The 15512-nt window shown below is 71.3% G+C and carries 14 protein-coding genes; 5 read left to right on the plus strand and 9 right to left on the minus strand.

Translation table 11 applies throughout. The annotated features are described in order from the left end of the window. Nucleotides 1-62: 62 nt before the first annotated feature. From OG417_RS22030 to boxC, 3 genes are all read right to left on the minus strand, one after another. On the minus strand, nucleotides 63-1613 hold the full coding sequence (locus OG417_RS22030) for a benzoate-CoA ligase family protein (RefSeq protein WP_329259127.1): 1551 nt from the start codon (nucleotides 1611-1613) through the stop codon (nucleotides 63-65). A 14-nt stretch (nucleotides 1614-1627) separates the two neighbouring features. Beyond that, nucleotides 1628-3043: a benzoyl-CoA 2,3-epoxidase subunit BoxB gene (gene boxB, locus OG417_RS22035; RefSeq protein ID WP_329259130.1), complete on the minus strand. Its 1416-nt coding sequence runs from the start codon at nucleotides 3041-3043 to the stop codon at nucleotides 1628-1630. 176 nt (nucleotides 3044-3219) lie between these two features. Beyond that, nucleotides 3220-4824 (minus strand): 2,3-epoxybenzoyl-CoA dihydrolase, encoded by a 1605-nt coding sequence (gene boxC / locus OG417_RS22040; protein ID WP_329259132.1) that lies wholly within the window; start codon nucleotides 4822-4824, stop codon nucleotides 3220-3222. Nucleotides 4825-5054: 230 nt separating this feature from the next. On the opposite strand from boxC, the gene OG417_RS22045 reads away from it, so the two are divergent. Beyond that, nucleotides 5055-5480, plus strand: coding sequence for a hypothetical protein (locus OG417_RS22045; protein ID WP_329259135.1), 426 nt, complete (start codon nucleotides 5055-5057; stop codon nucleotides 5478-5480). Between the two features lie 17 nt (nucleotides 5481-5497). On the opposite strand, the gene OG417_RS22050 is transcribed toward OG417_RS22045, so the two are convergent. Beyond that, complete coding sequence (locus OG417_RS22050) at nucleotides 5498-5788, minus strand: hypothetical protein (protein WP_329259138.1); 291 nt, start codon at nucleotides 5786-5788, stop codon at nucleotides 5498-5500. Between the two features lie 194 nt (nucleotides 5789-5982). On the opposite strand from OG417_RS22050, the gene OG417_RS22055 reads away from it, so the two are divergent. Together OG417_RS22055 and OG417_RS22060 are read left to right on the plus strand one after the other, a co-directional pair. Next, a complete protein-coding gene (locus OG417_RS22055) occupies nucleotides 5983-6495 on the plus strand; it encodes a helix-turn-helix transcriptional regulator (RefSeq protein WP_329259141.1) in 513 nt (170 codons plus the stop codon). A 137-nt stretch (nucleotides 6496-6632) separates the two neighbouring features. Then, nucleotides 6633-7589, plus strand: a complete 957-nt coding sequence (locus OG417_RS22060; protein WP_329259144.1) for a DUF1152 domain-containing protein — start codon at nucleotides 6633-6635, stop codon at nucleotides 7587-7589. Nucleotides 7590-7661: 72 nt separating this feature from the next. Here OG417_RS22060 and OG417_RS22065 read toward each other — a convergent pair whose 3' ends face one another. Continuing rightward, nucleotides 7662-8567, minus strand: coding sequence for a LysR family transcriptional regulator (locus OG417_RS22065; RefSeq protein ID WP_329259148.1), 906 nt, complete (start codon nucleotides 8565-8567; stop codon nucleotides 7662-7664). Between the two features lie 138 nt (nucleotides 8568-8705). On the opposite strand from OG417_RS22065, the gene OG417_RS22070 reads away from it, so the two are divergent. Further along, nucleotides 8706-9548 carry an SDR family oxidoreductase gene (locus OG417_RS22070; protein WP_329259151.1) on the plus strand — a complete coding sequence of 281 codons (843 nt, stop codon included), beginning with the start codon at nucleotides 8706-8708 and terminating at the stop codon, nucleotides 9546-9548. 247 nt (nucleotides 9549-9795) lie between these two features. On the opposite strand, the gene OG417_RS22075 is transcribed toward OG417_RS22070, so the two are convergent. From OG417_RS22075 to OG417_RS22085, 3 genes are all read right to left on the minus strand, one after another. Then, nucleotides 9796-10389, minus strand: coding sequence for a hypothetical protein (locus tag OG417_RS22075; RefSeq protein ID WP_329259154.1), 594 nt, complete (start codon nucleotides 10387-10389; stop codon nucleotides 9796-9798). A 98-nt stretch (nucleotides 10390-10487) separates the two neighbouring features. Next, nucleotides 10488-11834, minus strand: coding sequence for an SLC13 family permease (locus OG417_RS22080; RefSeq protein ID WP_329259158.1), 1347 nt, complete (start codon nucleotides 11832-11834; stop codon nucleotides 10488-10490). A gap of 22 nt (nucleotides 11835-11856) precedes the next feature. Next, nucleotides 11857-13041: a CaiB/BaiF CoA transferase family protein gene (locus OG417_RS22085; RefSeq protein WP_329259162.1), complete on the minus strand. Its 1185-nt coding sequence runs from the start codon at nucleotides 13039-13041 to the stop codon at nucleotides 11857-11859. A 123-nt stretch (nucleotides 13042-13164) separates the two neighbouring features. Here OG417_RS22085 and OG417_RS22090 point away from each other — a divergent pair, with 123 nt between their 5' ends. Next, nucleotides 13165-14064, plus strand: coding sequence for a LysR family transcriptional regulator (locus OG417_RS22090; RefSeq protein WP_329259166.1), 900 nt, complete (start codon nucleotides 13165-13167; stop codon nucleotides 14062-14064). Between the two features lie 21 nt (nucleotides 14065-14085). Here OG417_RS22090 and OG417_RS22095 read toward each other — a convergent pair whose 3' ends face one another. After that, nucleotides 14086-15471: a tannase/feruloyl esterase family alpha/beta hydrolase gene (locus OG417_RS22095; protein WP_329259169.1), complete on the minus strand. Its 1386-nt coding sequence runs from the start codon at nucleotides 15469-15471 to the stop codon at nucleotides 14086-14088. Nucleotides 15472-15512 lie beyond the last annotated feature (41 nt).

The raw sequence follows: 15512 nt of genomic DNA on the forward strand, positions 1-15512 counted from the left end.
ACCTCCTGAAGTCTGCAGCCAGACTCCCCGGAGGAGACAGGGTCAAACACGCGTGCGAACCGTCAGGGCGTGAAGCCGCGCTCCCGCAACGCGTCGCGCAGGACGTACCGCTGGACCTTGCCGGTCGCGGTGGTCGGCAGCGAGTCGAGGAACAGCACCGCGCGCGGGCGCTTGAACGCCGCCAGCCCCTCGCGGCAGAACGCGATGATCTCCTCCTCGGTCACCGCCGCGCCCTCGGCGCGTACGATGCCGGCGACCGGTTTGTCCAGGCCGTCGCCGTCGGGCATCGCGACCACCACGGCCTGCGCGACGTCCGGATGCTCCAGCAGGCGCGCCTCCACCTCGCTCGGCGAGACCCAGATGCCCGCCGCCTTGATCATGTCGTCGGAGCGGCCGAGGAACCGCAGCGAGCCGTCCTCGTCGGCGACGTAGGTGTCGCCGGTGCGCAGCCACTCGCCCTGGAACACGCGGCGCGTGACCTCGGTACGGCACCAGTAGCCGGTCGCGATCGAGTCGCCGCGCACCATGAGATGCCCCGGAGTGCCGTACGAGACGTCGGCGCCGGCGTCGTCGACGATCCGCACGTCGTAGCCCGGCACCGGCAGGCCGGTCGAGCCGGGACGCACCTCGCCGGGACGGTTGGAGACGAAGATGTGCAGCGCCTCCGTCGCCCCGATGCCGTCGAGGATCTCCACGCCGAACCGCTCGGCGAACCGCCGGAAGATCGGCGCGGGCAGCGGCTCGCCCGCCGAGACCGCCTGCCGTACGGAGGAGAACGTCTCCGGCGGCAGGTCGGCGGACAGCAGCGCGGCGTAGAAGGTCGGCACGCCGAAGAACAGCGTGGGGCGTTCGGCGAGCAGCCGCTCGGCGATGCCGGCGGGCGTCGGGCGGGCCGGTTCGAGGACCGCCGACGCTCCCGCGGAGAGCGGGAAGAAGCAGGAGTTGCCGATGCCGTAGGCGAAGAACAGCTTGGGCACGGACAGGCAGCGGTCGTCCGGCCGGATGCCCAGCACCCGCGCGCCGTACGTCTCGCAGACCGACCGGATCGACGCGTGCCGGTGGATCGCGCCCTTGGGCAGGCCGGTGGTGCCGGAGGTGTAGAGCCACAGCGCGGTGGAGTCCGGGCTCGTCGGGTACGGGTCGCCGGCGCCGTCGCTTTCGGCGATCTTGCTCAGCAGGTGGCTCTGCGCCCAGGCCGGCGCCCGCGGCGGCGTCTCTCCGGTGAGGGCGAACACCGCGAGGTCGGGCGCTGACGCGGCGGCCTCCTCCGCGGCGGCGGCGAACTCCGCGCCGGCCGCCAGCACGCGGGCCCGCGAGTCGCGCAGCACTCCGCCGAGGTCGTGCGCGGTCATCATGGTCGACACGGGGACGGGCACCGCGCCGATCCGCATCGCGCCGAGGATGAGCGCGAGCATGTCGGGGGAGTCCGGCATGAAGATCATGACGCGCTCTTCGGGCCGTACGCCCAGCTCGCGCAGGCCCGAGGCCATGTGCCGGACCCGGTCGAGCAGCTCCGCGTAGGTGAGGGTCCCCCCGGGCCCGGTCACCGCCGTACGGTCGCCGCCGCCGGACTCGACATGCCGGTCGACGAGGTAAGTGGAGGCGTTGAACACCGGACCACGCCCTTTTAGAGGAAGTGAACGTATTCGTAGTCGAACGGCTTGCCGTTGATTCCGTTACGCGGGGGTTCGAGCCAACTTGCGATCTTACCCGGCTCGTACACCGGATGCATGAGGGACGCGACGAACGCCTTGTCCGCGTCGGTGGGGAGCCAGGCGGCCTTGCGCGCCTCCCATTCGGCGTCCGTCAGCACCTCGCCGGTGGGCGAGGCGTTGATCCCGGCGAACGCCCCGACGTACCGGTTGAACGCGCGGTCCGGCAGGGCGAGCCGGTGGGGGAGACCGGCGTCGGCGAGGATGCGGTTCCAGCGTTTGACGCCGCTCTCGCAGTCGGCGATGTACTCGTTCCGCAGGTCGGTGTTGAGCGCGGTCAGCGCCTCGACCTCCACGCGCGCCGGCCGGCCGTCCTCGACGGCGTCCACGTACGCGCCCCGGTCGGTGAGCCGGTGGTCGTCCTTGCGGCGTTCCTCCTGCCAGCGGCCCTTGAGCCCGGCGGAGAAGTAGTTGGCGACGTTCGTGGAGGTCTCGCCGCCGAACAGGTCCAGGCTGACGCTGTAGTGGAAGTTCAGGTACTTCTGGATGACGTTCAGCGGGATCGCGCCGTACGGCCCGGCGTCGTCGGTGTCGTGCTCGACCATCAGCCGCGCGGTGCGCCCGACGACGCGGTCGACGCCCGTGGTGCCCACGAACATGTGGTGGGCCTCCTCCTTGAGCATGAACTCACACGTGCGCGACAGCGGGTCGAAGCCGCTCTCCTTCAGCGTGCCGAGCTGGTACTTGCCGTCCCGGTCGGTGAAGTAGGTGAACATGAAGAACGACAGCCAGTCGGGCGTCTCCTCGTTGAACGCGCCCAGGATGCGCGGGGAGTCCTCGCTGCCGGAGTTGCGGCGCAGCAGTTCGCCGGCCTCCTCCCGGCCCTCGCGGCCGAAGAAGGCGTGCAGCAGATAGACCATCGCCCACAGGTGACGGCCCTCCTCGACGTTGACCTGGAACAGGTTGCGCAGGTCGTACAGGCTGGGCGCGGTGTAGCCGAGGCGGCGCTGCTGCTCGACGCTCGCCGGTTCGGTGTCGCCCTGGATCACGATGAGGCGCTGCAGCGCCGAGCGGTACTCCCCGGGCACCTTCTGCCAGGCCGGCTCGCCCTTGTGCTCGCCGAACGCGATGCGACGGTCGGGGCGGGGCTCGGCGAGGAAGATGCCCCAGCGGTACTCGCTCACCGGCACGTGCCCGAAGTGCGCCCAGCCCTCGCGGCCGACGTTCACGGCGGTGCGCAGGTAGACGTCCTCGGTCGGCAGTTCGGGCCCCATCTCGGCCCACCAGTCGCGGAACCCCGGCTGCCACGACTCCAGCGCCCGCTGCAACCGCCGGTCGTCGGCCAGCCCGACGTTGTTCGGAATCTTCTCCTGATAATCAGCGGTGCTCATTGGTCGCTCACCCTCCTCACTCGCTCCGCGGCCGGCTTGCTTCGCGGCGCCGCTCACTCCGCTCGCTGCGTCGGGCTCGCTCCGTGCTCACTGGTCGCTCACCCTCCTCACTCGCTCCGCGGCCGGCTTGCTTCGCGGCGCCGCCCACTCCGCTCGCTGCGTCGGGCTCGCTTGCATCATGTCCTTCTTCGGTCGAACGTCGCTCGTACGCCGGTGCCGTACTTGCTCAGGGCGCCGTCGGGCCCGGACGCGCCGGGCCGGGTGAAGATCCAGTTCTGCCATGCGGAGAGGCGGCCGAAGATCTTGGTCTCCAGCGTCTCCGGACCGGCGAACCGGTGGTTGGCCTCCATGCCGGTCAGCGCGTCGGGGCTGAGCGAGGCGCGTTCCTCCAGCGCGATGCGGATCTCGTCGTCCCAGTCGATGTCGTCGAGGGCCAGCGTGACCAGGCCGAGCTCGTCGGCCTCCTCCGAGCCGAGCCGCCGTCCGCGCACGTCGCGCAGCGGCTCGTCCTCGCCGTGGAAGCGCGACGCCAGCCGGCTCCAGCCGTTCGCCATCGGGAACGCGCCGAAGTTCGCCTCGGTGACCACGATCTCGGCGCCCTCGAGCATGTACTGCCGGTCGCACGCGAGCGCCGTCTCCAGCAGGGCGCCGGCGAAACAGCTCCCCGGCTCGATCAGCGCGACCAGGCTGCGGCTCGTCACGTCGAGCCGCTTGAGCGTCCGCTTGTAGTAGTGGCGGATCTCGGCGGCGAGCCAGTCCTTGTCGCCGGTCATCGCCTCCTCATGCGTGAGGACGGCGTCGATGTCGCCCGTCGTCTTGAGCACCCAGGTGCCGCGCTCGGGCTCGTTGGTGCGCAGCCAGAGGATGAGGTCGTCGAGCTCGCGGGTCATGGCGAGCGGCCAGAAGTCCGCGTCGACGACCGCGGGCGGCACCGCGTCCTTCGGCGCGCGGATCGTGATGGTCACGCGGTCGCCGTCGAGCTCGGCGGTCACGTGCCGGTACACGATCCGGTCGGCGGTGATCTCGGGTTCGAGCATCGGGAGGCTGACGCCGCCCTCGCCGGTGCGCGTCGACTCGGCGGCGGCCTGCCGCGCGCGCTCGCGTACGGTCTGCTCGAACCTGCTGCGGGGGACCGCCTCGTCGACCAGCCCCCACTCGACCGCGGTGCGGCCCTTGAACCCCTCCGGCTTGGTCGCGAAGACGTCGGCCCGGTCCCGGCGCACGCGGCGCTTGTCCACGACACGGGTGAGCCCGCCGGTGCCGGGCAGGACGCCGAGCAGCGGCACCTCCGGCAGCGAGACCGCCGCCGAACGGTCGTCGATGAGAAGGATGCGGTCGCACGCGAGCGCGATCTCGTAGCCGCCGCCGGAGGCGGTGCCGTTCACCGCGGCGATGTAGGTCTGGCCGGAGTGCTCGGAGGCGTCCTCGATGCCGCACCGGGTCTCGTTGGTGAACTTGCAGAAGTTCACCTTCCAGGGATGGCCGGCGGCGGCCAGCATGCGGATGTTGGCTCCGGCGCAGAACACCTTGTCGTCGCCGCTCGTGATGACGACGGCGCGCACCTCGGGATGCTCGAACCGCAGCCGCTGCACGGCGTCGTACAGCTCGATGTCGACCCCGAGGTCGTAGGAGTTGAGCTTCAGCTCGTAGCCGGGCCGCAGCCCGCCCTGCTCGTCGACGTCCATCACGAGGTAGGCGACCTCGCCGTCGAACTCCATCCGCCAGTGACGGTAGCGGTCGGGACGGGTCTGGAACGACACCGGTGGCTCGGAGCCGGACATGGTCTCCTCCTCGCTCGGTCTTCCGATCATTCTAAAGTTTCTTCGACCTGCGTCTAGGTTTTGTAGAAAAAAGAGGACAGGGGTATCCGCGAGGCCTGTGTGCGGGGGGCCGGCCGGGCGTGCGCCGACGAAGAGATGGGTGTTCCGTTCGGCTTGTCCCGTGCCCCGGCAGGGACGAGAGTGGAGGCGGCGGCCTAACGCCGGCCGCCCATGCCGCGGAGGTCGTCCTCATGTCCGCCTCGTCCTATCCGGAGGAGCTAGCCCGGCTCATCGCCGTGCTCGACTGGGCCGTCGAGATCCAGCCCGAGGGCGACCGGATCGTACGGCTCTGCGCCGTCGAGCCGTACGACGTGCCCGTCCGCCTGGCGCGCGAGGCGACCCGGCTGGCGTACGCGTTCGTGCGGATGGCGGGGCAGCTGGAGGAGCCGGTGGGCATCCCCGAGCTCGATGAGTACCGTACGCGGGCGCTCGGGCTGATCCGGTACCACGTGTACATGCTGCACGACTCGCTCGACCTGGCGTTCAACAGCACGCTGCGGCACCGCCGCGCCGATCCGCGCGCCGCCTCCCACGGCTTCGACCGGCCCGGCGCCGACCTGCGCGCGCTGTGCCTGGAGGTACGCGCGGCGCAGCATCGGTACGCCCACCCGGGCTGAGGAGAAGGCCGCGGGGCTCACGGCGACAGCCACAGGGCCCAGCACCCGAGGCCGAACGCCGAGGCCGCGCACAGCATCGTCACCGCCACGGCCGCACGCCGCGCGATCGGGACCGGCCGCGGGACGCAGAAACCGAGGATCGCGCCGGCGAACGCACCGAGGACCAGCCAGGGAAGGGCGGCCTTGACCGCCTGGTTCACCGCGTAGCAGTGGTTTCCGGCGGCGGTGAACTCGCCGAGCAGCACACAGTCGCTGCCGAAATTCTCCGAGGCCAGACCCACGAATCCCCACCACACCAGCGTGGCCACACTCGCGAGGAGAGCGAGAACAGGCGCCGGGGAGAGCCCAGGCCGCCGGCGAGATGGCATTGCGGCATGGTAGTTGCCCAGCCGGCGGACGGGCCAGGCTGTGCCGGGCATCTGCGTCACGCCGGCACCGGCATCATGGTGTTCTGCCTGTTCGGCCACGTAAAAATGTCAGTGGTCGAACGTATGATCGAGGCATGGCCGAGAACGTGATGTTCGATGTCCGCACCCGTCCGAGCCTGACCGCCGCCGAGATCGCCGCCCTGGGCCTGTCGCTCGCCCACCTCGGAGCCGGCCCCCAGTCCGCCACCGCCCGCCGTGCCCTGCGGCACCTGTTCGACGACGTGGAGGCGCCGAGCGAAGTCGTCGCGACCACGCTGGCCACGCTGACCAGCCCCCTCGACCCGGCCACCGCCCGCCGGGCCCGTACCGCCGCCGGCGCGATCACCGCACGGCTGGTCGTCCGCCTCCACTACGCCGACGCGCGGGGAGACGTGACGATCCGCGAGGTGGAGCCGGTGACGTGCCTGGTCCACCGCGAACACTGGTACCTCGTGGCCTGGTGCCGCCTCCGCCAGGGCGTCCGTGCGTTCCGCTTCGACCGCATGCTGGCCGTGGAGGCGACGGAGATCCCGGCCCGCCCCCACCGCGCGGAGCGCTTCCTGCCGTTCCAGCCGAGGTCCAAGCCGCCCGCCCTGTCCCACCGCTGACCGGACGCCGGACACCGCGCCGCTCCCGACGGCACCACCGGGAGCGGCGCGCGGCCCGGCCCGCCGAAGGACGGGGAGGCTTTCCCGATCAGTCGGCATATCCCTGGCACGCTCGAACGTGTCTAGGGTCGTGAGGCATGACATCGCTGTACGAGCCGCCGCTCTTCGCCGCCCTGAGAGGCGCGGACCGGGTTCTGGTGGCCGGTGCGGGCGGCGGCTTCGACGTCTACGCCGGGCTGCCGCTGGCGGTCGCGCTGATGGATCTCGGCAAGTCCGTGCAGCTGGCGAACCTGTCGTTCAGCGCGCTCGACCTGATCGACGTCGATGACTGGTGCGAGCCGAATCTTGCCGCCGTCACGCCCGTCACGAGGGGGCACGACGGGTACTTCCCGGAGCGGACACTGGCGCGCTGGCTCGACGCGCAGGGCATGCACTCGACGGTGTACGCCTTTCCCCGCACGGGCGTGCGCCCGCTGCGCGAGGCGTACCGGGAGCTGGTGCGAAGGCTGGACATCGACGCCGTCGTGCTGGTCGACGGCGGCACCGACATTCTGATGCGCGGCGACGAATCCGGCCTCGGCACCCCGGAGGAGGACATGACCAGCCTCGCGGCGGTCGCCGGGCTGGAGGTGCCCGTACGGCTGGTGACGTGCGCCGGTTTCGGCATCGACGCCTACCACGGCGTGTGTCACGCCCACGTACTGGAGAACCTCGCCGCCCTTGACCGCGACGGCGCGTACCTGGGCGCGTTGACGATCCCGAGCGCCGGCCGGGAGGCGAGGCTCTACCTCGACGCGGTCGCGCACGCGCAGCGGCACACATCCATGCGGCCCAGCATCGTCAACGGCCAGATCGCCGCCGCGATCCGCGGCGAGTTCGGCGACGTCCGGTTCACCGAACGCACCCAGGGGAGCGAGCTGTTCGTCAACCCGCTGATGGCGATGTACTTCACCGTCGACCTTCCGGGCCTGGCGCGCCGGCTGCTCTACCTCGACCGACTCGCTGAGACGGACACCCAGTACGAGGTGCGCGCGGCGATCGAGTGCTTCCGCCGAGACGTTGAACGCCGTGCGCGACGGAGCATCCCGCACTAGAGACTCCGCCCAGGGCGGTCGGCATCCCGCCCTGATCGCGGTCACCACCGAGGCGACCGAAGGCGGCTGAATTCAGTGCGCGCGGATCTCGTCGCCGGCTTCACGCAGCGCATCGACGACTGCCGCGGCCTCCTCGGTCGGTTCAGGCGGGGTGACGGCGACCGTCACGCGACCCAGCCAGTTCGGGTCATCGACACGAATCGTGGTGACACCGGGCGGTATCGAGAGTGCGGCGACCTCGGGGACCAGGCAGATGCCCAGTCCGGCGGCGACGAGTCCGAGCCGAGCGGGCCAGCCTCTGACGGAGTACGCGATGACGGGGTCGGCCAGGGTGGGCCACGCCCGGAACTGCGGGTCGCCGGTGGAGCCCTCTCCGGCGATCCACGTCTCGCCGGCCAGGTCGCGCACCGGGACGACGCCCGCGTCGGCCAGCCGGTGCCCGGAGGGCACGGCCACGCAGAGCCGGCCCGAGAACACGACCTCGTGGCGGACGCCGTCGAGATCGTATTCGGGGAGGCCGGCACCGACGCCGATCACGGCGACGCCCACGCGCCCGGCCCGTAGCTGCCGCAACAGGGTCGGGGTCGAGCCTTCGCTCAGGCTCACCTCGAGTGCGGGGTGCCGGGTGCGGAGCCTCGCGAGCGCACGAGGGACGAGCACCGCGGTCGCGGCCGGGAACGCGCCCACCTTGATGCGGCCCGCCAGCCGATCGCCCAGGCTCACGAGATCCTGCCGCAGGGCGTCGACGCTCGCCAGAACCCGTCCCGCGTGTTCGACCACGACGGCGCCTGCCGCGCTGACCCGTACGCCGCGGGGCTCGCGGATGAACAGCGGATATCCGGCGGCCGCCTCCATCGCCGCGACCTGCCGCGAGATGGCCGGCTGGGAATAGCCGAGCAACCGCGCCGCCGCGGTGAACGATCCCGTCAGCGCTATCTCGCGCACGACGCGCAGGCCGGCGATGGTCAGCTCACTCATGCGCCCAGCCTAGCCATGCGCAGAGCGTATGGGAGCGACCCGGAACTCTCATCGCACGTATGGATTTTTCGCGTCGGGCCGGGCGGTTGACACGGGTGAGGGACCTGAGAGGTCCACGGCTGAGAAAGGACTCTGATCATGGCGAAGACCTGGTTCGTGACCGGCGCCTCCCGGGGTATGGGCCGCGAGTTGGCCGGCCGGCTGCTGGCCCGCGGTGACCGCGTCGCCGCCACGCTGCGCCGGCCCGGGCAACTCGACGACCTCGCCGCGCGGTACGGCGACCGGCTGTGGGTGCGGGCGCTGGACGTCACCGACACGGCCCGGCTGCGTGCCGTCGTGGACGAGGCGTTCACCGTGCACGACCGCATCGACGTCGTCGTCTCGAACGCCGGCCACGGCGTGTTCGCCACCGCGGAGGACCTGACCGACGAGCAGATCGACCAGATGATCAGGACCAATCTCACCGGCTCGATCCAGCTCGCCCGCGCCGTGGTGCCGTACCTGCGCGCTCAGGGCGGCGGGCACCTGATGCAGATGTCCAGCATGGGCGGCCAGATCACGTTTCCCGCCTTCTCGATGTACCACGTCACCAAGTGGGGCATCGAAGGCTTCTATGACTCCTTGGCCGCCGAGGTCGAGCCGTTCGGCATCCGTACCACCCTCATCGAGCCGGGGATGGTACGCACGGGCTTCTTCGACGCGGCCACCCGGGTGCCGGTGAGCGCGCCGTACCGCGGCGGGCCCGCCGACCGCGAGCCCATCCCCGTCGAAGACATGACCGACAGCCAGGAGAACACGGTCGCCGCCATCATCCGCGCCGCGGATTCGACCGAGCCGCCGCATCGCCTCGTCCTCGGCTCGGACGCGTGGGAGCTGATGACCGCCACCCTGCGGCAGCGTCTCGCCGACATCGAGGCCCAGCGGGACAACGCGGCCACCGCCGATGCCGACGACAACGCGCCCGCCGCTTCTCCGAACTGACGACCAGCACTCGCGCGGCCTCCTGATGAACACCCGGACCACGCCGTTCCCCGGCCGTCGCGCGCTTCGCGCGTTTGGGAAATCGAAAATCTCGGACGTCCCGATTACAGGACGGCGGGCCGAGTCTGAAACCGCCGCCGCGGCTGCGGCGGCGGTGAACGCTCACCTGATCGCCGAAGAGACCGAGGCCGCCGTCATGCGCTCGTGTGCTGAAGTTTCCCGGCAGGACCTTCCCGGTCGCCGGCGTCTAGATTCGCTTGTAGGTGTTGGCGAGGTTCCGCAGGCCGGTGGAGGTCTGGCCGACCTGGACGACGCGCGGCGTGGTGCGCCCTCCGGAGTGGAAGCCGACCGCCTCGGCCACCTGAGCGGCGGGAACGTCGAAGAACAGGACCTGCCGCCGGTCCGGATCCAGGGCCGGGACCGTGCATTCGCCGGCGCCCTGGGGCTGGATGTAGACGACCTCCGGCCAGGGCAGGCTCAGCGGATACACCGCCGACTCGATGAGCAGCCCCGCAGGGGAGAGGGTCAGGGACGCCGGGTGGCCGCGGCGCCGCAGACGAAGCGCGTTGAACCGCCGGACTCCCGAGACCAGGAGCACGACCAGGACGACGCCGGGGAGCGCGGTCCACGCCACCGCCTTCGGACCCGTATGCCCCAGGATCCCCAGCTGCTGCTGGTACGTCAGGATGCCGACGAGCCCGAACACGAAGATCAGGACGACCGCGATGGATGTGAACGCGTACACCCGCCTCTTCTCCGCGGCGCTCACGACGAGTTGCGTGACGGGAAAGGTCGCCGGCGGTGGGCCGCTCGGCTGGGACCAGAACGCGCCGCCGGTCATCGTGGCCTCCCCATCCGTTCATGGCCCGCTGGAAAGCGGAGTATGGATACGACGTCCTCACCCGATCTCCGGCTCCACCCCGCGCCGATTTCCGGTGGTCACCACCAGCCGAAGGCGAGCCAGGCGAAGGCGGGTGCGACGACGATCGAGGCGGATCCGTAGGCGAGCAGCTGCCGGAAGAGGCGGGGCCGTGCCGACGGCTCGGCGGCGCCGAGGATCAGCCCGCCGGTGATGCCGAGCGGGTTGATGTCGACCAGGACCGAGGCCAGGGCGAGGGCGAGTACGCCGCCGACGGGGGACACCCCGTCGGCCACCAGCGGCGGCAGGAGCGGCATGGCGGTCACGAACACCGCGATGGAGCTCGCGGCGAAGGACGTGACCCCGGCGATGTAGCACAGCACCAGCAGGCTGAGCATCGGCGCTCCCTCCACCTGGAGCAGATCGCTGATCTTCTTGAAGGCGCCCAGGTGCTGCATCAGGCCCACATAGGTCAGCAGGCCGCCGATCAGCAGCACCACGTTCCACGGGATTCGGGAGACGATCGCGCCGGCCGGCAGCCGCAGCGCCACCTGCAGGACCAGTGCCCCGGTCAGGCCGAGGTAGCCCACGTTCATGTCGAAGCCGACCGAGAGGACGACGACGGTGAGCAGGCACAGCACCGTGAGAGCCCGGGCGCCGAGCCGCTCCCGCGTCGCCTCGGGCGCGGTGGAGACGGCCGTCGCCGTCCCGGAGCCGGGTGCGCGGCCCGCCGGTGACGTCACGGGGGTCCCGCGCTCGGCGGCCGAAGGCCCGGCGGTGGCGTACCCGGTCGCGGTGGACGGGGCGGAGACCCGGCCGGGCGGCACCGCGCCGTTGCGCGTTCCGACGACCAGCCACGCCGCGCAGACGACCACCCCGGTCAGCAGGCCGCCGAACAGGAAGGTCACCGGTGCCGAACCGGGCAGTCCGATGCCGAGTTTCGTGCTCAGCTCGCGGGCGGTGACGCCGTAGACGGCGAGCGGAGACAGCAGTCCGCTGATGATTCCGGTGATGCCGAGGACGGCGGCCACCAGCGGTGAGATCCGGTACCGCGCGGCGAAGCCCAGGGCGATCGGGGACACGATCGCGGTCGCGGCGGCGGGCAGGGTGCCGAGCGCGGTCAGCACCGCGCCGACGACGAACGGAACCAGCACGATCAGCACCGTGCGGCCGCCGACGAGCCGGAGCAGCAGGTCGAGCAGCCAGTCGAGGGTCCCGTTGAGCTGGGCGGCGGCGAACAGGGCGGTCACCCCGACGATGAGTACGAAGAAGTCGCCCGGGAAGAACCCGGTCACCGTGTCCGCCGGCACACCGGCGGCGAGGCCGAGGAGGAACGCCGCGGCCAGGGCGGCCAGCCCCAGGTCGAACCCGGGGACGAGGGTCGCGGCGAAGAGGGCGATCAGGACAAGGATCGAGAGGGTTGCCATGGTCGTGGGCTCGCTTTCTCGGTCAGACCACTCCTCGGTGGCGCAGGTCTTGGATCTCCGGTTCGGTGAGCCCGGCGAGTTCCCGCAGGACTTCGGCGGTGTGCTCGCCGAGGGCCGGCGCGCCGCGGCCGACCGTGCCCTCGAAGCCGGAGAAGCGGCCGGCCGGAGCCTGCATGAGACGCGGCCGGCCCGTCTCGTCCGGCACCTCCACCACCGATCCGCGGGCCCGGATGTGCGGATCGGCGCAGACGTCCGCCGCCGAGTTCACCGGCCCGGCGGCGACGCCGGCGTCGACGAGCAGCGACATCAGCGGGTCGAGGTCGTGAGCCGCCACGAACGCGGCCACGCGCGTCTCGATCTCCTCCCGGTGCTCCAGCCGCGCGTTCATCGAGTCGTGGACGGCGAGGTCCGCGGCGTCCATGACCTTGACCAGCCGCCGCCACATCTGCTCGGTCGAGGCGGGCAGGGCCAGCCAGCGACCGTCGCGGGTGCGGTACAGGTTGTTGGGACTGATGTGCGGGTTCTCGTTGCCCTGGCGTTCGCGGCTCTCGCCGGTCGCGCCGTACTCGACGACGAAGTCCTCCATCATCCGCAACAGCGGCTCGTACAGGGGGATGTCGGCCAGCTGGGCCTCTCCGGTGAGGTCTCGCTGACGCAGGGCGAGCAGGGCCGCGAACGCCGCGTAGATGCCGGTGACGCCGTCGGCCACGGGGTAGCCCGCGAAGACCGGCGGACGCCCGGGTTCGCCCGTGCGGTGGGTCAGGCCGGCGAAGGCCTCCGCGACGCGGGCGAACCCCGGGCGGTCGGCGTAGGGCCCGGTGCGGCCGAACGCGCTCACGTGGACCATCACCAGGTCCGGCCGGTACGCGCGAAGGTCGTCGAAGTCGATGCGGTACCGGCGCAGCGTTCCCGGCCGGAAGTTGGTCACCACGATGTCCGCCGCCGCGGCCAGCCGGCCGACCAGGCCGGCCGCCTCGGGGCGGTGCAGGTCGATCGTGACGCTCCGCTTGACGCGGCCGAGCATCCGCCAGGCGGCCGACACGCCGTCCTCCAGGGGCGGGTACAGACGCGCCGGGTCGCCCTCGACGGGGTGCTCGATCTTGATCACCTCGGCACCGAACTCGCCGAGGAGCGAGGACGCCAGCGGACCGGCCAGGATCGTCGACACGTCCAGCACGCGTACTCCGCTCAGCGGACCATTGGACACCGGCTATGCCTTTCACGGAGGGGACGTCGAGAAGAGGTTGACGTCACCATGCCGTGCCGACGACGTGCGAGGAAGACGCGATCGCGGCTCATGGGTGAAAGGTTTCGCCTTTATAGTGGCGCGGTGCGGGTGGAACGGGCGCGGTATCTCCTGGCCGCCGTCGAGAGCGGGTCGCTGCGAGCGGCGGCCGCCCGGTGCGGCGTCAGCCAGCCCACCATCGGCCAGCAGATCGCGCTGTTGGAGGAGGAGCTCGACGTCGTCCTGCTCACCCGCAGCCGGCACGGCGTACGGCCGACACCGGCCGGCCAGGCACTGCTCGAACCACTGCGCCGTCTCGTCGCGGCCGAGGACGCGGTGCGAGAGTCGGCGATGGAGTCGAGCGGCGCCTACCGTGGCAGGGTCCAGATCGGCGGTGTCTCGGTGACCGCGGAGACGATCATCGCGCCGGTCGTGGGCCGGCTGCGCGAGCACCACCCCGAGCTGCGGTTCACCGTCCGCGAGGGGGCTTCGACCGCCATCGAGAGCGCCGTGCTCGACGGAGAGCTGGACTTCGGAGTGATCACCATGCCGCTCGGCCCGCCCGCGCCGGGGCTGCGGCGCACACCGCTCGTGTCCGCTCCCGTCGGGGTCTTCGTGCGCACGGACCATCCGCTCGCCGGGCGCGATCACGTCCACTGGCGCGACCTTGAGACCTGGCCCATCGTCACCATGCGGGCGGGCACCGTGATGTGGGAGACGCTGCACCGGCACGTGGCGGCTCCCGATGTCGTCGTGGAGGCGATGTCGGCGCGCACCCTCAAGGTGATGGTCGGCCGAGGCGCCGGGCTCGGCGTCCTCGCCCGGATCGAGACCTCGGCCGACATCACCGACCTCGTGTGGCTTCCCCTGCGCGACGCGCACCCGGTCCACCTGTGCCTGACCCAGCGTCAGGACAGCCGGCCTTCACGCGCGGCCCTCATCGTGCAGCGGCTCATCCGGGCCAGGGCCGAGGAGATGAGCGGCGGGAAGCCGCCGGCCGGCTGAGAGGCTGCGGGAGGACGCCGGTCAGCCGAGGGAGCAGGTGTTGGCCACGTCGCCGGAGGTCTGGCGCGGAATGGTGGCACTGGGCGGAGGCGCCTGGCCGCCGCCCGGGGCCGTCCAGCGTTCGAGGGCTTCGAAGGCCGTACGCATGCAGGGGAGCAGCGGTCGCATCCGGTCCGGGAACATGTCGTACTCGAGGTCCAGGTGCGAGGCGCCCTCGATCCGGTAGTAGCGGTGCCGTGCGCCCAGGCCCTGCGACCGGACCATCGCGTCGTACACGTCGCCGTGGACCCTGATGGGCAGCAGGCTGTCCAGCGTGCCCTGCACGGTGATCATCGGTTTGCCGATGCGGCCGGTCAGCGATGCGCGCTTCACGGCTCGGTGCACGCTCCTCGGGCGCCGGTAGTAGTCGTAGTCGGCGTCGCAGCGGGGCGTGCCACTCTGGCAGAACGGGATGCCCGCTTCCAGGTCGCCGTCGTAGGAGGGGTCGACCTCCTCGCGGTATCTGCGCTGTGTGCCGTCCCAGAGAATCCGGTACTCGAAGTCCCACAGGAACTCCGAGCCCGGGGCGAACCCGGCCCTCAGCATCGCGGCGTGCGCCGCCGGGTCGCCCGTCGCCGCGTACTTGGGGTACTCCCGCAGCGCCACCGGCAGGTAGACCAGCGCGTTCGGCCCGTCATCGTGCGGCCAGAGGGTGCCTTCGGAGTCGATTCCGCCGTCGTAGAGCTCGGGGTGGTTCTCCAGCGCCCAGCGCACCAGCTGGCCGCCGTTGGAGATGCCCGCCGCGTACGTCCTGCGGGGGGACCTGCCGTAGTGGTGGGCGACGGTCGCCTTGGCGGCGATGGTGATCTGGGTCATCCGGCGGTACCACTCCAGGATGGCGTCACCGGGCCTCCTGCCGTCCCGGTAGAACTCCGCGTCGACGTTGCCCTTGTCGGTCGAGGCGAAGGCGTACCCCTTGGCCAGCACCCAGTCGGAGATGGTCACGTCGTTGGCGTACTGGCGATGGTTTCCCGGCGCGCCGGAGACCACCAGCCCGCCGTTCCAGCGTTCCGGAAGCCGGATCACGAACTGGGAGTCGTGGTTCCAGCCGTGCGTGGTGTTGAACGTGGAGGTGTCCGGGAAGTAGCCGTCGATCTGGATGCCCGGCACTCCGCTCGGGTTCCGGGTGGCCGTCGACTGCAACCCCTGCCAGTCGGCGGGGTCGGTGTGGTCGGAGCCGATCGTGCCGGCGGTGGTGAGGTCGTCCAGGCAGGCGGCGACCTGTCGCTCGGCTCCGGGGACGCGGACCTTGTTCATGTGGGCGCAGCGGGTGCCGGCGTGCGCGGGCGGCGCGGCCATCACCAGCGGGACGGCGAGGAGCGGCCCCAGCAGGGCCGAGAGGACGGACGGTCTGCGAAGCATGGGCATGGCAGCTCCCAGGGGGGCGGAAACGGGACCCATGCTCCTCG

The organism is Actinoallomurus sp. NBC_01490 (assembly GCF_036227085.1).
Lineage (GTDB): Bacteria > Actinomycetota > Actinomycetes > Streptosporangiales > Streptosporangiaceae > Actinoallomurus > Actinoallomurus oryzae.